This window comes from Pseudomonas sp. o96-267, from assembly GCF_003935465.1.
Lineage (GTDB): Bacteria > Pseudomonadota > Gammaproteobacteria > Pseudomonadales > Pseudomonadaceae > Aquipseudomonas > Aquipseudomonas sediminis.
Window position 1 is genome coordinate 26,889 of sequence record NZ_RHQP01000016.1, and the last position, 18,659, is coordinate 45,547.

15 protein-coding genes and 3 tRNA genes are annotated in these 18,659 nt (G+C 59.9%); 3 read left to right on the forward strand and 15 right to left on the reverse strand.

Going from position 1 to position 18,659, the window contains the following annotated elements:
- Window positions 1-4: 4 nt before the first annotated feature.
- Both fabI and EGJ86_RS12820 read left to right on the forward strand, forming a co-directional pair.
- Window positions 5-799, forward strand: coding sequence for an enoyl-ACP reductase FabI (fabI, locus tag EGJ86_RS12815; RefSeq protein WP_125835342.1), 795 nt, complete (start codon window positions 5-7; stop codon window positions 797-799).
- Between the two features lie 231 nt (window positions 800-1,030).
- Window positions 1,031-2,578, forward strand: a complete 1,548-nt coding sequence (locus tag EGJ86_RS12820) for a phospholipase D family protein (protein WP_125835343.1) — start codon at window positions 1,031-1,033, stop codon at window positions 2,576-2,578.
- A gap of 54 nt (window positions 2,579-2,632) precedes the next feature.
- Here EGJ86_RS12820 and EGJ86_RS12825 read toward each other — a convergent pair whose 3' ends face one another.
- The 9 genes from EGJ86_RS12825 to EGJ86_RS12865 form a co-directional block, all read right to left on the reverse strand.
- On the reverse strand, window positions 2,633-4,480 hold the full coding sequence (locus tag EGJ86_RS12825; RefSeq protein WP_125835344.1) for a SurA N-terminal domain-containing protein: 1,848 nt from the start codon (window positions 4,478-4,480) through the stop codon (window positions 2,633-2,635).
- Between the two features lie 192 nt (window positions 4,481-4,672).
- Window positions 4,673-4,945 (reverse strand): nucleoid-associated protein HU-beta, encoded by a 273-nt coding sequence (gene hupB / locus EGJ86_RS12830; protein ID WP_003239952.1) that lies wholly within the window; start codon window positions 4,943-4,945, stop codon window positions 4,673-4,675.
- 135 nt (window positions 4,946-5,080) lie between these two features.
- A complete protein-coding gene (gene lon / locus EGJ86_RS12835) occupies window positions 5,081-7,477 on the reverse strand; it encodes an endopeptidase La (RefSeq protein WP_125835345.1) in 2,397 nt (798 codons plus the stop codon).
- A gap of 149 nt (window positions 7,478-7,626) precedes the next feature.
- Window positions 7,627-8,907, reverse strand: coding sequence for an ATP-dependent Clp protease ATP-binding subunit ClpX (clpX, locus tag EGJ86_RS12840; protein ID WP_099524454.1), 1,281 nt, complete (start codon window positions 8,905-8,907; stop codon window positions 7,627-7,629).
- A gap of 107 nt (window positions 8,908-9,014) precedes the next feature.
- Window positions 9,015-9,656 (reverse strand): ATP-dependent Clp endopeptidase proteolytic subunit ClpP, encoded by a 642-nt coding sequence (gene clpP, locus EGJ86_RS12845; RefSeq protein WP_106732429.1) that lies wholly within the window; start codon window positions 9,654-9,656, stop codon window positions 9,015-9,017.
- Between the two features lie 94 nt (window positions 9,657-9,750).
- Complete coding sequence (gene tig / locus EGJ86_RS12850) at window positions 9,751-11,061, reverse strand: trigger factor (RefSeq protein ID WP_125835346.1); 1,311 nt, start codon at window positions 11,059-11,061, stop codon at window positions 9,751-9,753.
- Window positions 11,062-11,189: 128 nt separating this feature from the next.
- Window positions 11,190-11,274 (reverse strand) — tRNA-Leu (locus tag EGJ86_RS12855).
- Window positions 11,275-11,330: 56 nt separating this feature from the next.
- A tRNA-His gene (locus EGJ86_RS12860) sits at window positions 11,331-11,406 on the reverse strand.
- A 36-nt stretch (window positions 11,407-11,442) separates the two neighbouring features.
- Window positions 11,443-11,519 (reverse strand) — tRNA-Arg (locus tag EGJ86_RS12865).
- Between the two features lie 269 nt (window positions 11,520-11,788).
- Between EGJ86_RS12865 and folD the strand changes: the two genes are divergently transcribed.
- Entirely contained in the window at window positions 11,789-12,643 is an 855-nt protein-coding gene (gene folD / locus EGJ86_RS12870) for a bifunctional methylenetetrahydrofolate dehydrogenase/methenyltetrahydrofolate cyclohydrolase FolD (RefSeq protein ID WP_003459914.1), read from the forward strand.
- Between the two features lie 60 nt (window positions 12,644-12,703).
- Here the strand turns inward: folD and EGJ86_RS12875 are convergent, their stop codons facing one another.
- From EGJ86_RS12875 to EGJ86_RS12900, 6 genes are read right to left on the reverse strand one after another with little or no spacing between them, the layout of a single operon-like run.
- A complete protein-coding gene (locus EGJ86_RS12875) occupies window positions 12,704-14,446 on the reverse strand; it encodes an ABC transporter substrate-binding protein (protein ID WP_125835347.1) in 1,743 nt (580 codons plus the stop codon).
- Between the two features lie 51 nt (window positions 14,447-14,497).
- On the reverse strand, window positions 14,498-14,770 hold the full coding sequence (locus EGJ86_RS12880) for a DUF2160 domain-containing protein (RefSeq protein WP_013715271.1): 273 nt from the start codon (window positions 14,768-14,770) through the stop codon (window positions 14,498-14,500).
- 12 nt (window positions 14,771-14,782) lie between these two features.
- Window positions 14,783-15,583, reverse strand: a complete 801-nt coding sequence (locus EGJ86_RS12885) for a carbohydrate ABC transporter permease (protein ID WP_013715270.1) — start codon at window positions 15,581-15,583, stop codon at window positions 14,783-14,785.
- Window positions 15,584-15,591: 8 nt separating this feature from the next.
- The gene (locus EGJ86_RS12890; protein ID WP_013715269.1) at window positions 15,592-16,455 is read right to left on the reverse strand and encodes a carbohydrate ABC transporter permease; all 864 of its coding nucleotides are present in this window, start codon (window positions 16,453-16,455) and stop codon (window positions 15,592-15,594) included.
- Complete coding sequence (locus EGJ86_RS12895) at window positions 16,452-17,549, reverse strand: ABC transporter ATP-binding protein (protein WP_125835348.1); 1,098 nt, start codon at window positions 17,547-17,549, stop codon at window positions 16,452-16,454. Before EGJ86_RS12895 ends, EGJ86_RS12890 begins: the two co-directional genes overlap by 4 nt.
- On the reverse strand, window positions 17,549-18,643 hold the full coding sequence (locus tag EGJ86_RS12900) for an ABC transporter ATP-binding protein (RefSeq protein WP_125835349.1): 1,095 nt from the start codon (window positions 18,641-18,643) through the stop codon (window positions 17,549-17,551). The genes EGJ86_RS12895 and EGJ86_RS12900 overlap by 1 nt, the downstream gene beginning before the upstream one ends.
- Between the last annotated feature and the right edge of the window lie 16 nt (window positions 18,644-18,659).

Here is an 18,659-nt window from a genome sequence, read left to right on the forward strand (position 1 = left end):
CACAATGGGTTTTCTAACCGGTAAGCGCGTACTCATCGTTGGCGTCGCCAGCAAACTGTCCATCGCCTCGGGTATCGCTGCTGCCATGCACCGCGAAGGTGCCGAGCTGGCCTTCACCTACCAGAACGAGAAGCTCAAGGGCCGCGTAGAGGACTTCGCTGCCGGCTGGGGCTCCAGCGCCGACCTGTGCTTCCCTTGCGATGTGGCCAACGCCGAGGAAATCGCCTCGGTATTCGAAGCGCTGAGCAAGAAGTGGGATGGCCTGGACTGCATCGTCCACTCGGTTGGCTTCGCGCCGGGCGACCAACTCAATGGCGACTTCACCGACGTCACCACCCGTGAAGGTTTCAAGATCGCCCACGACATCAGTGCCTACAGCTTTGTTGCCCTGGCCAAAGCCGGTCGCGAGATGATGAAAGGCCGCAACGGCAGCCTGCTCACCCTCTCCTACCTGGGCGCTGAGCGCACCATGCCCAACTACAACGTCATGGGCATGGCCAAGGCCAGCCTGGAAGCCGGTGTACGCTACCTGGCCGGTAGCCTCGGCCCGGAAGGCACCCGCGTCAACGCCATCTCTGCCGGCCCGATCCGTACCCTGGCCGCCAGCGGTATCGCCAGCTTCCGCAAGATGCTGGCCGCCAACGAGAAGCAGACCCCGCTGCGTCGCAACGTGACCATCGAGGAAGTCGGTAACGCCGGTGCCTTCCTCTGCTCCGACCTGGCTTCGGGCGTCAGCGGTGAAATCATGTACGTCGACGGCGGCTTCAACACCACCGCCATGGGCGCCATGGAAGACTGATCGGCAGTCGACCGGGCATCGACTGGAACTCCAGCATCGATGCCCCCTGCTGAACGGCACGAAAACGCCGCAGATCCCCTTGGGACTGCGGCGTTTTTTCGTCAGGACGCCAGCAAATCCTGCAGGGGCTGAGCGCGCCGAGCCGCGTTCTGATGTCACATTTCATTAAAGCCCGGCACGCATCAACACTGACGCGGTCCTAGATGGGAGGCCTGGAACCGAGAAAGGTAAATGATCCAGACAAAAACCTGGCGAGCCTGCCTGATTACCGCGCTATGCAGCGTCGCGGCTGGCTGCGCATTACCGCCACTGGATGGACGCAGTGAAAGCCTGGCCTTCACCCAGGCCGAAACTGCCGACACAACCCTGGGGCGAGCGCTGGGTAGCGAGCAGGAAGCTCATGCCGGCTTGTCCGGCATCCTTACGCTGGCAGCGGCCAGGGATGCCTTCGCCGCGCGCATGCTGATGGTCGAAGCGGCCGAACGCAGTCTCGACGTGCAGTACTACATCTGGCGCAATGACGTCACTGGCACCCTGTTACTTGACGCCTTGCTCAGAGCGGCAGAGCGCGGCGTGCGCGTCCGCTTGCTGCTGGACGACAACGGCATTGCCGGCCTGGACCAGACACTCAGCACACTCGATCAGCACCCCAACATCGAAGTACGTCTGTTCAACCCCTTCTCCCTGCGCAAAGCCAAGATGCTGGGTTATCTGACGCATTTCTCCCGCGCCAACCGGCGCATGCACAACAAGTCGCTTACCGTCGATAACCAGGCCACCATCATTGGCGGGCGCAATATTGGCGACGAGTACTTCGATGCCAGTGAGGGCGTGCTTTTCGCCGACCTCGACGTGCTGGCAATCGGCCCAGTGGTGGCCGATACCTCGGCCGACTTCGATCGTTACTGGGCAAGTGATTCGAGCTATCCGCTGGAGCTGATCGTGCCGCCAAGCCAGAACGCCCCATTGCGCCTACACGATATCGCCGCAGACCTTTCCAATACACCTGCAGCCAGCGGCTACGTGAAGGCCCTGCAGGAAAGCGATTTCATTGCACGCCTGCTGGACAAGGATCTGAGCTTTGAATGGAGCGAGACCACGCTGGTCAGTGACGATCCCGCCAAAGGCCTTGGCACAGCCAGTGATAGCGAACTATTGATCAGCGACCTGAAAGACATGCTCGACACTCCAACATCCCGGGTCGATCTCGTCTCACCCTACTTCGTCCCCACGCAAGCCGGCGTCGACCTGTTCACCGGCATGGTACGACGCGGCATAGAGGTGCGTATTCTTACCAATGCGCTGGAAGCAACCGACGTGACGCCCGTGCATGCCGGCTACGCCAAGCGTCGTCGCGCCTTGCTGGAAGGTGGCGTCAAACTCTATGAAATGCGCCTGGGTGCCGACGACGAGGGCCACCGGGAAAAAGCCGGGCCGTTGGGCAGCTCCGGCTCTAGCCTGCACGCAAAGACCTTCGCTCTGGATGGCCAGCGCATTTTCATCGGCTCGTTCAACTTCGATCCACGCTCCGCCCGCCTCAACACGGAGATGGGCTTCATCATCGAAAGCCCGGCACTGGCCGCCGCCATTGGCCAGGCATTCGAAACCGATATTCCGGCAAATGCCTATGAGCTGGGGCTAAGCGAGAACGGCGGGCTCTACTGGCTTGAGCGCCAGAATGGCGAGCAACGTCGACTCGACAGCGAGCCCGGTACGGGGCTGCTCAAAAACCTGGGCGTACGCCTGCTTTCCTGGCTGCCCATCGAATGGTTGTTATGACCTCAAAATGAAAGAGCCCCGCACTTGGCGGGGCTCTTTCTTAGCGAACAACGATCAGAAACGCTCGATGTCGGCCTTGGCTTCCAGCTGCTTACGCAGTGCAGCGAAGTCCTGCTGACCTGCACGCGATGCGAGGAAGTTGCGGTACATGGCAAGCTCTTCGTCAGCCAGCGCTTCTTCCGGCACATTCACGCCATCGAGACGCAGCACAACGTAGTCACCATTGTTCAGTGTCACGCCGGCGAAGGTCGGCTCGCCCGCCTTGGCTGGCTTGGGCATACGGAACAGCGCTTGCAGCACCTTCGGCTCAACGCCGTCCTGGCTGCGCGTGGCGGCTTCCTGAACCTGCCAGCCAGCATCGGCAGCTTCACCTGCCTCGGCAGCGGCCAGTTGCTTCTCGCCCTCAGCCTTGGCGGCAGCGGCGGCACGCTCCTGCTGCAGATGAGTGCGAATGCTCTCTGCGACCTGCTCAAGCGGCAACTGTTCGGGCTTGTTGTGCTCTTTGACGCGCACGACAACCACGGTGCTTGGGTCCAGTTCGATGGTCGAGCTGTTGGTGCCATCTTCCAGAACCTCAGGGCTGAATGCAGCCTGCAGTACCTGACGGTTGGCAGTGATACCAGTTGCACCACCCTCACGGCCGAAGGCTTCGCTGGTCTTGACCTCGAGCCCCAGCTCCTGAGCCGGCTGCACCAGATCCGACGCTTCGAACGCAGCATCCTCCAACTGCTTGGTTGCCTCGACGAAGCGCTGCTCGACCTGTTGCGCCTTGAAGTCACGCGCCAGCTTGTCCTTGAGGCTGTCGAAGCTCGGCACTTCAGGCGCCTGAACACCCAGCAGCTTGATCAGATGCCAACCGAACTCGCTCTTGACCGGCTCGGAGACCTGCCCTTGCTGCAGCGCATAGAGCGCCTCTTCGAAGGCCGGGTCGTAAACGCCAGGACCGGCGTATCCCAGATCACCGCCATCGGCAGCCGATCCTGGGTCTTGCGAGAACTCCTTGGCCAGGGCAGCGAAATCTTCGCCAGCGTCTACACGCGCCTTGATCTCTTCGATCTTGGTGCGCGCTGCCTGGTCATCGCCCTCGATAAGGATGTGCGCAGCCTGACGCTGCTCAGCCAGGTTGGCGATCTCGCTCTCGTACAGTGGCTGCAGATCTTCATCGCTGACTTCGACCTGATCGAAGAAGCTGTCCTTGAGCAGTTCGACGTACTCCAACACCACTTGCTCCGGGCTCATGAACTCGCTGGCATGCTCGTCGTAATAGGCTTTGACGTCGTCATCGCTCAGGTTGATCGCAGCACTGTCGGCCTTGATGACGAGGCTGGCGAAGTCACGGGTCTGGCGCTCTAGATTGGCGAACGCACGCGCCTCCTGCTCAGTGACGAAGCTACTGGCGCCGAGACCGGCACGCAGTTGCCCAATCAGCATTTCCTCTTCCAGCATCTGGCGGAACTGCAGACGGGTGTAGCCCATCTGGCGAATGACCTGATCGAAGCGCGCAGCATCGAAGCGGCCATCTACCTGAAATTCGGGAGTTTGCAGAATGACCTGATCCAGCGATCCCTGCGAGAAGGCGAAGTGGGAATCGTCCGCTGCTTGCAACAGCAGCTTGCGCTCGATCAAACCCTTGAGCGAAGCCTCACGTAGCAACTTGTCATCGAGCAGCGAGGCATCGAAATCGCGACCCAATTGCTGCAGCAGTTGGCGACGCTGCATTTCAACGGCCTGGTTGAGCTCGCTGAGGGTAATGGTGTCTCCGTTCACGTCAGCCGCATTGTTGCGATTGCTGGCTCCCGTGACGATAGCTTCGAAACCGGTAAACGCCATCAGCATCACAATGAGGCCGATGATGATTTTGGCAATCCAACCGCGTGAATTGTCCCTGATGTTTTGCAGCATGCTTCCCCCAGAACGACTGTACAGAGTCACCAGCCGCGCAGTGTGGGTAATGTCCAGATAGAAGAAAGGCGCATCCTTGGATGCGCCTTCTCGTAACGCGTTAAGCAGTCAGAGCAAGAGTCTGGGACTACCTGCGCTGCCCCCTAACAGCCGCCAGATGAAGCCTGACGGCGAGGCAAACCCGGAAGACGCTTAGTTGACGGCGTCTTTCAGAGCCTTGCCAGCTTTGAAGCCTGGGATCTTGGCAGCAGCGATGCTGATCGGCTTGCCGGTCTGCGGGTTGCGACCAGTGCGAGCAGCGCGCTCTTTGACAGCGAAGGTGCCGAAGCCAACCAGCACAACGGAGTCACCAGCCTTCAGAGCGCCAGTGACGGATTCAATCACTGCATCCAGCGCGCGGCCAGCAACAGCTTTCGGGATATCAGCAGATGCAGCGATGGCATCGATCAGTTCCGACTTGTTCACTCTAAGTCCCCTTATTTCTGTTTAGTTTGTTTCTTGATTTTTAGTGTAAGCAAAGCGGGTGCTGGATGGCCTGCTGACACAATAAGAGCCGCTTTATAACAAGGGCTCAAAAATTGTGTCAAGGAAGCCCCCCGGCTAATGCGTGCTGATTCGCTCCTTGGAATCAGACTCGCGCTTGTCATCCGTTGCAACCATCTCGGGAGCCGCATCGGGCAAGGGCTCCGGGGCGTATTGCAGCGCAATTTGCAGGACCTCGTCAATCCATTTAACCGGTTTAATCTGCAGGTCTTGCTTAATATTTTCCGGAATTTCCTTCAGATCACGCACATTTTCTTCGGGAATAATCACAGTCTTGATCCCACCCCGATGAGCTGCCAGAAGTTTTTCCTTGAGACCACCGATGGCCAACACCTGACCACGCAAGGTGATTTCTCCGGTCATGGCCACGTCCGCCCGCACCGGAATCTGCGTCAATGCCGAGACCAGCGCCGTGCACAGACCAATACCCGCACTCGGGCCATCCTTAGGTGTCGCACCTTCCGGCATATGGATGTGAACATCACGCTTCTCGTTGAAATCAGCAGCGATCCCCAGGCTTTTCGCACGACTGCGAACCACCGTCATGGCCGCCGTCATGGACTCTGCCATGACATCGCCCAACGAGCCGGTCTTGATCAAAACGCCCTTGCCAGGCACTACCGCCGTCTCGATGGTGAGCAGCTCGCCGCCCACCTGCGTCCACGCCAGACCCGTTACCTGGCCAATCTGATCCTGCTGCTCGGCGAGACCGTAGCGATGCTTGCGCACCCCCAGGAAGTGCTCAAGGGAGTCGGCGCTGACCGTGACCTGAAAACGCTTCTCGCGAACATGTTCCTTGACAACCTTGCGGCAGACCTTGGCAATCTGCCGTTCCAGACTGCGCACACCAGCTTCACGCGTGTAGTAACGAATGATGTCGCGAATCGCCGATTCTTCAATGTCCAGCTCGCCCTTCTTCAGACCATTGGCCTGTATCTGCTTGGGCGCCAGGTATTTGATGGCAATGTTGACCTTCTCGTCCTCGGTGTAACCCGGCAGCCGAATGACTTCCATCCGGTCCAGCAACGGTCCAGGGATATTCATCGAGTTGGCGGTGCAGAGGAACATCACGTCCGACAGGTCGTAATCGACCTCCAGATAATGATCGTTGAAATTGTGGTTCTGCTCCGGATCGAGCACCTCCAGCAGCGCAGAGGCAGGATCGCCGCGCATGTCCTGGCCCATCTTGTCGATTTCATCGAGCAGGAACAGCGGGTTGCGCACGCCGACCTTGGTCATCTTCTGAATCAGACGCCCCGGCATCGAACCGATATAGGTACGACGGTGGCCACGAATCTCGGCCTCGTCACGTACGCCGCCCAAGGCCATACGCACGAACTTGCGGTTGGTCGCGGTGGCAATGGACTCGGCCAATGAGGTTTTGCCCACACCAGGCGGGCCTACCAGGCACAGCACCGGCCCCTTGAGTTTCTTCACCCGCTTCTGCACGGCGAGATACTCGAGGATGCGTTCCTTGACCTCTTCCAGACCGTAATGGTCGGCATCGAGGATGCTCTCTGCACGTGCCAGGTCGAGACGTACCTTGCTCTCGGCCTTCCACGGCACGTTCACCAACCAGTCGATGTAGGAACGCACCACAGTGGCTTCGGCAGACATCGGCGACATCTGCTTGAGCTTGTTCAACTCGGCATTGGCCTTGGCCAGCGCTTCCTTGGTCAGGCCGGCGTTGTCGATGCGCTTCTTCAGCTCATCGATCTCGTTGTGGCCTTCATCGATGTCGCCCAGCTCCTTCTGAATGGCCTTCATCTGCTCATTCAGGTAGTACTCGCGCTGGCTGCGCTCCATCTGCTTCTTAACGCGACCACGGATGCGCTTCTCGACCTGCAGCAGGTCGATTTCGGCATCCAGCAGCGCCAGCACATGCTCGACGCGTGCGGACAGCGAGGTAATCTCGAGGATCTCCTGCTTCTGCTCGATCCTCAGCGCCATGTGCGCGGCCATGGTATCGACCAGACGGCTGGGCTCATCGATGCTGTTGAGCGAAGACAGCACTTCGGCCGGGACCTTCTTGCCCAGCTGCACGTATTGCTCGAACTGACTGAGCAGACTACGAGTAAAAACCTCGGACTCGCGCTCGGCGGTCTCGCCCTCCTCGATCAGTTGCACTTCGGCGCGGCAATGATCATCGAGCTCGATGAAACGCTCGATGGAACCACGCTGCTCACCCTCGACCAGCACCTTGACGGTGCCGTCGGGCAACTTGAGCAGTTGCAGGACGGTGGCAACGGTGCCTACGCGATACAGATCCTGATCATCCGGATCATCGACGGCCGGATTCTTCTGGGCCACCAGCAGAATCTGCTTGTCGCCCGTCATCGCTGCCTCGAGGGCCTCGATGGATTTCTCACGCCCGACGAAAAGCGGGATGACCATGTGCGGATAGACCACTACATCGCGCAATGGCAGGAGAGGCAATTCGATGGTTGTCTTCATGATTTCGGCTCAGCGGCGGCCATAAGGCCGTAAACAGGCGGGATTACCCTTGGCTTTTAAGATGGGGGTAGCTCCCATAAAAAACAAGCGCAATGTCCAGAAAAGCGAAGGGGCCCGAGGGGCCCCTTCTTTGCATCGTGTGACAGCCGTCAGGCGTCTGGCGCGGCCTTCGCCGGCGGCTCGCTGTTCTCGTAGATCAACAGCGGCTTGGAGGTGCCTTCGATGACGCTCTCGTCGATCACCACCTTGCTCACGTCCTGCTGGGACGGGATCTCGTACATGGTGTCGAGCAGAATGCCCTCGAGGATAGAACGCAGGCCACGTGCACCGGTCTTGCGTTCCAGCGCCTTCTGCGCCACGGATTTCAGCGCATCGGAGCGGAACTCCAGGTCCACGCCTTCCATCTCGAACAGCTTGGCGTACTGCTTGGTCAGCGCGTTCTTCGGCTCGGTGAGGATCTGTACCAAAGCTGCTTCGTCCAACTCTTCCAGGGTCGCAATCACCGGCAGGCGACCGACGAACTCGGGAATCAGGCCGAACTTGACCAAATCGTCCGGCTCGACTTCGCGCAGCGACTCGCCGATCTTCTTACCTTCCTGCTTGCTGCGCACTTCCGCACCGAAACCGATGCCGCCCTTGGTGGAGCGCGCCTGGATGACTTTCTCCAGACCGGCGAATGCACCGCCACAGATGAACAGGATGTTGCGCGTGTCGACCTGCAGGAATTCCTGCTGCGGATGCTTGCGCCCGCCTTGCGGCGGAACCGAGGCAACAGTGCCCTCGATCAGTTTCAGCAGCGCCTGCTGCACGCCCTCACCCGACACGTCGCGAGTAATCGACGGGTTATCGGACTTGCGCGAGATCTTGTCGATTTCGTCGATGTAGACGATGCCCATCTGGGCCTTCTCGACATCGTAATCGCACTTCTGCAGCAGCTTCTGAATGATGTTCTCGACGTCCTCACCGACATAACCGGCTTCGGTCAGGGTCGTGGCGTCAGCGATGGTGAACGGCACATTGAGCAGACGCGCCAGCGTTTCCGCCAGCAGTGTCTTGCCGGAACCGGTCGGACCGATCAGCAGAATGTTGCTCTTGCCCAGCTCGACATCATCTTTCTTGTCGCGCTGATTAAGACGCTTGTAGTGGTTGTATACCGCTACCGACAGCACTTTCTTGGCGCGCTCCTGACCAATCACATACTGATCGAGGATGCCGCTGATTTCCTTGGGTGCTGGGAGTTTGTGCGCGCTGCTCTCGGCCTGTGCTTCCTGAACCTCCTCGCGGATGATGTCATTGCACAGGTCGACGCATTCGTCGCAGATGAAGACGGAAGGACCGGCGATCAACTTGCGCACTTCATGCTGGCTTTTGCCGCAGAAGGAGCAATAAAGCAGTTTGCCGTTGTCCTCACCGTTACGGGTATCAGTCATTCGATCAATCCAATACGGTAGGCTTGAAACACAAGATGAAGGCAAATGCGGGCATTTTCAAGGGCGCAGGTCGCGTCATTGAAGGGTGCCCGCAGAAGGAGCCTTATCTAGACCGGCATTTGACGCTTTTCGTGTACGGCATCTACAAGACCGTATTCCATGGCCCGCGAAGCGCTCATGAAGTTGTCGCGGTTGGTATCACGCTCGATGATTTCCAGACTCTGACCAGTGTGATGCGCCAGCAGCTCGTTCAAGCGCTCACGGATAAACAGTATTTCCTTGGCATGGATCTCGATGTCCGAGGCCTGCCCCTGGAAGCCACCCAGCGGCTGGTGAATCATCACGCGCGAGTTCGGCAGGCAGAAACGCTTGCCCTTGGCGCCGCCAGCCAGCAGGAATGCACCCATGCTGCAGGCTTGACCGATGCAGGTGGTGGACACGTCCGCCTTGATGAACTGCATGGTGTCGTAGATGGCCATACCTGCAGTCACCGAGCCACCCGGCGAGTTGATGTACAGGTGAATGTCCTTGTCCGGATTCTCTGCTTCCAGAAACAGCAGCTGGGCGCAGATCAGGTTGGCCATGTAGTCCTCGACCTGACCAACCAGAAAGATCACGCGCTCCTTGAGCAGACGCGAATAGATGTCGTAGGCACGCTCGCCACGAGCGGACTGCTCGATGACCATCGGCACCAGGCCGCCAGCGGCCTGGATTTCAGGCATGTTTTGCATAAAAGGATTGCGGGACATGTCTTGCGCTCACTCCCTAATAGTCATGTCTCAAATACGCATAAGCCAGCACGGAGGCTGGCTTATGGTGGTGTTCTCGAACGAGGTTACCAGATCAGTCGGCTTTAGGAGCTTCCGCCGGCTTGACTGCGTCTTCGTAGGAAACCGCTTTATCGGTCACGTTGGCCTTCTGCAGAACAGTATCTACAACTTGCTCTTCCAGTACAACCGAACGCACTTCGTTCATTTGCTGGTCGTTCTTGTAGTACCAGGCGACGACCTGCTCAGGCTCTTGGTAAGCCGAGGCCATTTCCTCGATCAGTTCGCGTACGCGGGCTTCGTCAGGCTTCAGGTCGAACTGCTTGACCACTTCAGCAACGATCAGGCCCAGCACCACACGCCGCTTGGCTTGCTCTTCGAACAGCTCGGCCGGCAGTTGGTCAGGCTGGATATTGCCACCGAACTGCTGAACGGCCTGCACGCGCAGACGGTTCACTTCGTTACCGATCAACGCCTTCGGCACTTCAACCGGGTTGGCAGCCAGCAGGCCGTCCATTACCTGGTTCTTGACCTTGGACTTGATGGCCTGACGTAGCTCGCGCTCCATGTTCTTGCGAACTTCGGCACGGAAACCTTCCAGACCGCCCTCCTTGATACCGAACAGAGCGAAGAATTCGTCGTTCAGCTCAGGCAGCTGCGGCGCGGAAACGCTGTTCACGGTAACGGTGAACTCGGCGGTTTTGCCGGCCAGATCGAGGTTCTGGTAGTCCTCAGGGAAGGTCGGGGTGATCACGCGCTCTTCACCAGCCTTGGCGCCGACCAGGGCATCTTCGAAGCCCGGGATCATGCGGCCGGAGCCCAGCACCAGTTGAGTGCCCTTGGCGCTACCACCAGCGAAGGCTTCACCGTCGATCTTGCCAACGAAGTCGATGTTCAACTGATCGCCATTCTCGGCAGCACGCTCAACAGCTTCGAAGCGGGTGTTCTGCTTGCGCAGAATGTCGAGCATGTTGTCGACGTCGCTGTCAGCCACATCAGCTTCGAGACGCTCGATGGTGATGGAGTCGAAACCGGAAACCTGAAACTCGGGGAATACTTCGAAAGTAGCGACGTATTCCAGATCCTTACCCTTCTCGAAGGACTTGGGCTCGACAGCCGGAGCACCGGCCGGATTCAGCTTCTGCTCAACCACGGCTTCGTAGAAGGTAGCCTGGATCAGGTCGCCCAGAGCTTCCTGACGAGCAGCGTCTTCATAACGCTGACGAATCACGCTCATCGGCACCTTGCCAGGGCGGAAGCCAGGAACCTTGGCACGACGGGCAGTCTGCTGCAGACGCTTGTTGACTTCGGTCTCGATGCGCTCGACGGGTACGCCGACAGTCATGCGGCGCTCAAGAGCAGAAGTGCTTTCAACAGAAACTTGCATGGATATTCCTCGTTGCACAGACATAAGCCGGCTCGAACCGGCCCCGAATCAAGGCCAAGCATTCTAGAGGCTCAATGTGCAGAAGTCACCCTAGAAGCAGGCGGCAGTCGGGAGGGGCTATATAAAGATGGTGCGGACGGAGAGACTCGAACTCTCACACCTTGCGGCGCCAGAACCTAAATCTGGTGTGTCTACCAATTCCACCACGTCCGCGTGGCTTTGCAGCTTAAAACAAAAACGCCAGGCTTTTGGCCTGGCGCTTTGGAATATGGGGTGGACGATGGGAATCGAACCCACGACACCAGGAGCCACAATCCTGTGCTCTACCAACTGAGCTACGCCCACCATATTGCATTTGCTTACTCTTGCCTGACCGCCAAATGGCGCACCCGGCAGGACTCGAACCTGCGACCATCCGCTTAGAAGGCGGATGCTCTATCCAGCTGAGCTACGGGCACTTATCCATCCGCTAGCGCAGACTTACAAGCTTTTGGCTCCAACCTCACCACCAGGGCTTGGCTCTTGCCGCCTCACCCAGCGAGTGGCTGTTCCTGAGAAGCGGGGCGAATGTTATAGACGCCTCCCAACCTCGTCAACAGAAATTTTCAAAAAAATTCAGCGATTTAAAGGAGTTACGCGAAAACGACGGCAGGCGCCTTTGCCCAGGTGAGCGCCCATGCGAGAATGCGCGTCCTTTTTTCATCCTTATTAATGGTTAACCAGCGCAATGACCGCACAACTGATCGACGGCAAGGCGATCGCCGCCAGCCTCCGCCAGCAGATTGCCCAACGTGTCGCCGAACGCCGCCAGCAAGGCCTTCGTGCGCCAGGCCTGGCCGTGATCCTGGTCGGCACCGATCCTGCCTCCCAGGTCTATGTGTCACATAAACGCAAGGATTGCGAAGAAGTCGGTTTCCTCTCCCGTGCCTATGACCTGCCGGCAGAGACCAGCCAGGCCGATCTGCTCGCCCTGATCGACGAGCTCAATGAAGACCCGACCATCGACGGCATCCTGGTACAGCTGCCGCTGCCGGAGAATCTCGACTCTTCCCTGCTGCTCGAACGTATTCGTCCGGACAAGGATGTGGACGGCTTCCATCCCTACAACATCGGCCGTTTGGCACAGCGCATGCCGCTGCTGCGCCCCTGCACCCCCAAAGGCATCATGACCCTGCTGGAAAGCACCGGTGCCGATCTGTACGGCATGCATGCGGTGGTAGTCGGTGCGTCCAATATCGTCGGGCGCCCGATGGCCATGGAGCTGTTGCTGGCCGGTTGCACCGTCACCGTCACTCACCGTTTCACCAAGGATCTGGCCGGCCATGTAGGCCAGGCCGATATCGTCGTGGTCGCTGCCGGCAAGCCGGGACTGGTCAAGGGTGAGTGGATCAAGCCAGGCGCCATCGTCATCGACGTTGGCATCAACCGCCAGGAAGACGGCAAGCTGGTTGGCGACGTAACCTTTGATGCTGCCCTGCCCCGCGCCGGCTGGATCACACCAGTTCCAGGCGGTGTTGGCCCAATGACTCGCGCCGGGCTGTTGGAGAACACCCTGCACGCGGCCGAACATCTGCATAAGTAAGCAGCGCTGCATAACGAACAACGGCACCCGAGGGTGCCGTTGTCGTTTCTGCCACTTGGATCAGTTGCGCGCCTGCTCCCAGGACTTGAGCAACTCGTCGTAGGCGATGGTTTCGCCTTTGGGTTTCTCGTTGGCCAGCTTGGGCTTCGGTGCACCCGGCTGGTCGAACCAGTACTGCGGGTCACGCGGCTCATTCAGCTTCGGCCCGCACTCGCCCAGCACACCGGAGCGCTCCAGACGACCGAGCATGGTGTCTTGCGCAGCCGCCAGGCCATCGAGCGCCTGTTGCGGGGTCTTGTCACCGCTAGCGGCCTCGGCGATGAACTGCCACCAGAGCTGAGCCAGACGTGGATAGTCCGGCACGTTGGTGCCGGTCGGCGTCCATTGCACACGTGCCGGGCTACGGTAGAACTCCACCAGACCACCCAGCTTGGGCGCTACGTCGGTCATCGCCTGCGAGTTGATGTCCGACTCACGAATCGGCGTCAGGCCGACCAGGGTCTTTTTCAGCGAGACGGTCTTGGAGGTAACGAACTGCGCATAGAGCCAGGCGGCCAGGCGCTGTTTCTCCGGCGTGGAGTTGAGGAAGGTCCAGGAACCGGTGTCCTGATAACCGAGCTTCATGCCCTCCTCCCAATACGGGCCCTTTGGCGACGGCGCCATGCGCCATTTCGGCGTGCCATCGTCGTTGACCACCGGCAGCCCCGGCTTGGTCATATCGGCGGTAAAGGCGGTGTACCAGAAGATCTGCTGAGCGATGGCGCCCTGCGCCGGCACCGGACCGGATTCGGAGAAGGTCATGCCCTGCGCTTCCGGCGGCGCGTACTGGCGCATCCAATCGACGTACTTCTGCGTGGCGAACACCGCCGCCGGCCCGTTGGTATCACCACCGCGGGCGACACTGGAACCTACCGGGCGGCAGCCGTCGACGCGAATGCCCCACTCGTCCACCGGCAGGCCGTTGGGCAGGCCCTTGTCGCCACCGCCAGCCATGGAGAACCAGGCGTCGGTGAAACGCCAGCCCAGCGACGGATCTTTCTTGCCGTAGTCCATGTGGCCATAGACACGCTTACCGTCGATTTCCTTGACGTGTACCGAGAAGAACTCAGCAATGTCCTCGTAGGCCGACCAGTTCACCGGCACGCCCAGCTCGTAGCCGTAGATTTCCTTGAACTTGGCCTTCAGCTCCGGACGCTCGAACCAGTCGGCGCGGAACCAGTAGAGGTTGGCAAACTGCTGATCGGGCAACTGATAAACCTTGCCGTCCGGCCCGGTGGTGAATGACAGGCCGATGAAATCGTCAAGATCGAGAGTCGGCGAGGTGAAGTCCTTACCCTCGTTAGCCATCATGTCGGTGATCGAGACCGCCTTGCCATAGCGGAAGTGGGTACCGATCAGGTCCGAGTCGTTGACCCAGCCGTCGTAGATGTTCTTGCCGGATTGCATCTGCGTCTGCAGTTTCTCGACCACATCGCCTTCCTGCATCAGGTCATGCTTGAGCTTGATGCCGGTGATTTCACTGAAGGCCTTGGCCAGCACCTTGGACTCATACTCGTGAGTGGTCAGGGTTTCCGACGCGACGTTGATGTTCATGCCACGAAACGGCTCGGCAGCCTTGATGAACCACTTCAGCTCTTCGAGCTGTTGCTCCGGCGTCAGGGTCGAGGGGTTGAACTCATCGGCAATCCATTTCTTCGCGGCCTCTTCATAGGCATCCGCCCAGGCCACACCGCTCAAACCGGACAACGCCAGCAAGGCAGCCAACGCCATGCTATGTCGGGTCTTGTTGTTATTGTCGAACATAGAGACCTCCATCTCAGGATATGGGGAGAGGCATACCGGCGGCAGCCCGGCTCAGCCCCAGCGCATGACTGCGCACAACCACAACAGCGATAGCAGCGACGCTATCCACACGCTCCAGTCGGTCACGCCTATCACCAGCAGGTGCAGGTAGGCGCTGCCGAGCAGACCGATGAACAGCCGATCCCCACGGGTGGTGGTGATCGGCAGAAAACCCTTGCGCTCGACACAGGGCCAGCGCAGTTCGACCAACGTCATGCCGGCCAGCAGCACGGCGATGCAACCGAAGAACAGCGCGGTCGGTAGAGTCCAGGCCATCCAGCTCATGATGAACCTCCCTTACACGCGACCGAGGGCGAAGCCCTTGGCCACATGGTTGCGAACGAACCAGATCACCAGCATCCCCGGGATGATGGTCAGCACCCCGGCAGCAGCGAGTACGCCCCAGTCGATACCCGAGGCGGACACGGTACGGGTCATCACCGCCGCGATGGGCTTGGCGTCCACCGAGGTCAGGGTGCGCGCCAGCAGCAGCTCGACCCAGGAGAACATGAAGCAGAAGAAGGCCGTGACGCCGATGCCGGAGCGGATCAGCGGGATGAAGATCTTCACGAAGAATTTCGGGAAGCTGTAACCGTCGATATAGGCCGTCTCGTCGATTTCCTTGGGCACGCTGGACATGAAGCCTTCGAGAATCCACACCGCCAGCGGCACGTTGAACAGGCAGTGCGCCAACGCCACGGCAATATGGGTGTCGAACAGGCCGATGGACGAGTACAGCTGGAAGAACGGCAGCAGGAATACCGCGGGCGGCGCCATGCGGTTGGTCAGCAGCCAGAAGAACAGGTGCTTGTCACCGAGAAAACGGTAGCGCGAGAAGGCGTAGGCCGCCGGCAGCGCCACGCTGAGCGAGATCAGGGTGTTGAGGCTGACGTAGTACAGCGAGTTGAGATAGCCCTCGTACCAGCTGCGGTCGGTGAAGATCACCCGGTAGTTGTCCAGGGTGAAATTCTGCGGCCACAGGCTGAGCCCACCGAGAATCTCGGTATTGCTCTTGAACGACATATTCAGCAGCCAGTAGATCGGCACCAGCAGGAACAGAAAGTAGATCAGCAGTACCAGGCGTTTGCGCAGCGTCATGGTCGGCCTCAGCGAGTTTTGTCGTCGTGGGTCATGGCGGTGTAGAACAGCCAGGACACCAGCAGGATGATCAGGAAGTACACCAGCGAGAACGCCGCCGCCGGGCCCAGGTCGAACTGGCCGACAGCCATTTGCGTCAGGGTCTGGCTGAGGAAGGTGGTGGCGTTGCCCGGCCCGCCACCGGTGAGCACGAACGGCTCTGTGTAGATCATGAAGCTGTCCATGAAGCGCAGCATCACCGCGATCAGCAGCACGCTCTTGAGCTTGGGCAACTGGATATGGCGGAACACCGCCCAGTTCGAGGCACGGTCGATGCGCGCTGCCTGGTAGTAGACATCGGGAATGGCGCGCAGGCCGGAATAGCACAGCAGCGCCACCAGCGAGGTCCAGTGCCAGACATCCATGATCAGCACGGTCACCCAGGCATCCATGGTGTTGGCGGCGTAGTTGTAGCTGATACCCAGACTGTTCAGCGCCCAACCCATCAGCCCGATGTCGGCACGGCCGAATATCTGCCAGATGGTGCCGACCACGTTCCATGGGATCAGCAGCGGAATGGCCATCAGGATCAGGCACAGCGAGGCCCAGCGCCCGCGAGTCGGCATGCACAGAGCGATAGCGATCCCTAGCGGAATCTCGATCAACAGTACGCAGGCGGAGAAGATGAACTGGCGCAGCAACGAGTCATGCAGGCGTGGGTCCTGCAGCACCTGGCGATACCAGTCGACGCCGACGAAGTAGCGGGTGGCCGGGTCGAAGATGTCCTGCACCGAATAGTTGACCACCGTCATCATCGGCACGATGGCGCTGAACGCCACCAGCAGAAATACCGGCAGCACCAGCCACCAGGCCTTGTTGTTCTGCACCTTCATGGCGCCACCTCCACCAGGTAGTCGTCGGCATAGAGCATCAGCCACTGCGCCGGAAAACTCAGGTAAACCTGCTCGTGGGGCACGGGCTGATCCTCCTGCAGGCGCGCCTTGAGCACCTGGCCATCGAGGTCGAAAGTGAGGATCTTGTAGGTGCCGAGATCCTCGACATGCAGCACCCGGCCACACAACGCATCTTCATAGGCGCCGTCCCAGACGTGCACGAACTCGGGACGAATGCCCACCTGCAGACGCTTGCCATCCAGTTCGGCCAGACGCTGATTGAGCGCGTCGGAAAGCGGCAGCACGGTACCGGCAAAGCGCACCCCGCCGTCGCAGCGCTGCACGTCAATCAGGTTCATGCCGGGGCTGCCGATGAAATAGCCGACGAAGGTGTGTCCGGGGCGCTCGAACAGCTCGCGCGGCGTGCCGAACTGGACGATCTGCCCGCCGTACATCACTGCGATCTTGTCGGCGAAGGTGGAAGCCTCCAACTGGTCGTGGGTGACGTAGACCATGGTGATATTGAACTGCTCGTGGATCTGCTTGAGCTTGCGCCGCAGCTTCCACTTCAGGTGTGGGTCGATCACCGTCAGCGGCTCGTCGAAGAGAATCGCCGACACGTCGTCGCGCACCAGGCCACGGCCCATGGACACCTTCTGCTTCTCGTCGGCGGTGAGGTTGCGCGCCTTCTTGTGCAGCAGCGGATGCAACTCCAAGACCTCGGCGATTTCATGCACCTTACTCATCACCCGCGCTTCATCCATGCCCTGGTTGCGCAGCGGGAAGGCCAGGTTGTCGAACACCGTCATGGTGTCGTAGACCACCGGGAACTGGAAAACCTGGGCGATGTTGCGCTCTTGCGGCGATAGCGTGTTGACCGCCTTGCCGTCGAACTGCACCTCGCCCTGCGACGGGCTGAGCAGGCCGGAGATGATGTTGAGCAAGGTGGACTTGCCACAGCCCGACGGCCCCAGCAACGCGTAGGCGCCGCCCTGCTGCCAGACGTGGTTCATCTCGCGAATCGCATAGTCTTCCGGCGCCTTCGGTGCGCCGCTGTAGCTGTGCGCGAGGTTGTGTAGACGAATCTCGGCCATCAGGCGGTCCTCCCCTGACGACGACTGGGCGCCTGCACCAACTGCCCATCGGCAGCGAAGACGAACAGCTTGTGGGTGGGGATGTAGATCAGGATCGGCGTGTCCACCGCGTACTCGTGCACGCCCGGCAGGTGCAGCACCAGCACGAACTGCTCGTTGCGCACATGCAGGAAGGTTTCCGAGCCGCTGATCTCGGCCAGCTCAACGGTTACCGCCAGCTCCAGATCATCGTCATTGGACGGCACCAAACCTATATGACTGGGGCGCACGCCAAAGCGGTACTCGCCCTCGGCGATGCCGCGCAGATCGGGGTTCAGCGGAAAGTGCACGCAGTCGGCGAAGCTCACCTCGGTGCCGCTGATACGCCCCGGCATCAGGTTGATCGCAGGCTCCGAGAACAGCTCGGCGGCCAGAACCTGCTGCGGGCGGTGATAGACCTCGGCGGTCTTGCCACTCTGCACCACCCGCCCCTCATGCAGGATAGTGGTGGTGCCGCCCAGGGCCAGTGCCTCGTTGGGCTCGGTGGTGGCGTAGATGGCAATGGTGTGGCGCGCCTGGAACAGCTCGCGCATTTCCTGGCGCAGCTCTTCGCGCAGTTTGTAGTCGAGGTTGACCAGCGGTTCGTCGAACAGGATCAGCGAGGCATCCTTGACCAGCGCCCGGGCCATGGCCGTGCGCTGCTGCTGGCCGCCGGAGAGTTCCAGCGGATAACGCGACAGCAGCTTCTCGATGCGCAGCATGCGCGCCGTAGCCTCGACCTTATCGACGATCTGCTCCTTGGCCACGCCGGCCTGGCGCAGTGACGAAGCGATGTTCTCGAACACCGTCAGGGTCGGGTAGTTGATGAACTGCTGATAGACCATCGACACGTTGCGCTGGCGCACCGGCACGCCGGTGACATCGGCGCCGTTCATCAGCACGCGGCCGCTATTGGGCCGATCCAGCCCGGCCATCAGGCGCATCAGGCTGGTCTTGCCGGCGAGGGTGCGGCCGAGCAGAACGTTGAAGGAGCCCGGTTCGAAACTGAGGCAGGCATCGTCGATATGCACCTGGCCGTCGACGATACGGGTGACGTGTTCGAGCTTGAGCGACATGGCCTGTCCTTTTTCT

Excerpts from the sequence above, each read along its gene's own strand:
- tig (WP_125835346.1), bottom strand. The coding sequence starts at position 11,061 with ATGCAAGTTTCTGTTGAAAGCACTTCTGCTCTTGAGCGCCGCATGACT.
- EGJ86_RS12890 (WP_013715269.1), bottom strand. The coding sequence starts at position 16,455 with ATGAAGGTGCAGAACAACAAGGCCTGGTGGCTGGTGCTGCCGGTATTT.
- lon (WP_125835345.1), bottom strand. The coding sequence starts at position 7,477 with ATGAAGACAACCATCGAATTGCCTCTCCTGCCATTGCGCGATGTAGTG.
- clpP (WP_106732429.1), bottom strand. The coding sequence starts at position 9,656 with ATGTCCCGCAATCCTTTTATGCAAAACATGCCTGAAATCCAGGCCGCT.
- EGJ86_RS12820 (WP_125835343.1), top strand. The coding sequence starts at position 1,031 with ATGATCCAGACAAAAACCTGGCGAGCCTGCCTGATTACCGCGCTATGC.
- EGJ86_RS12885 (WP_013715270.1), bottom strand. The coding sequence starts at position 15,583 with ATGACGCTGCGCAAACGCCTGGTACTGCTGATCTACTTTCTGTTCCTG.
- EGJ86_RS12895 (WP_125835348.1), bottom strand. The coding sequence starts at position 17,549 with ATGGCCGAGATTCGTCTACACAACCTCGCGCACAGCTACAGCGGCGCA.
- EGJ86_RS12880 (WP_013715271.1), bottom strand. The coding sequence starts at position 14,770 with ATGAGCTGGATGGCCTGGACTCTACCGACCGCGCTGTTCTTCGGTTGC.
- EGJ86_RS12900 (WP_125835349.1), bottom strand. The coding sequence starts at position 18,643 with ATGTCGCTCAAGCTCGAACACGTCACCCGTATCGTCGACGGCCAGGTG.
- EGJ86_RS12875 (WP_125835347.1), bottom strand. The coding sequence starts at position 14,446 with ATGTTCGACAATAACAACAAGACCCGACATAGCATGGCGTTGGCTGCC.
- folD (WP_003459914.1), top strand. The coding sequence starts at position 11,789 with ATGACCGCACAACTGATCGACGGCAAGGCGATCGCCGCCAGCCTCCGC.
- fabI (WP_125835342.1), top strand. The coding sequence starts at position 5 with ATGGGTTTTCTAACCGGTAAGCGCGTACTCATCGTTGGCGTCGCCAGC.
- EGJ86_RS12825 (WP_125835344.1), bottom strand. The coding sequence starts at position 4,480 with ATGCTGCAAAACATCAGGGACAATTCACGCGGTTGGATTGCCAAAATC.
- clpX (WP_099524454.1), bottom strand. The coding sequence starts at position 8,907 with ATGACTGATACCCGTAACGGTGAGGACAACGGCAAACTGCTTTATTGC.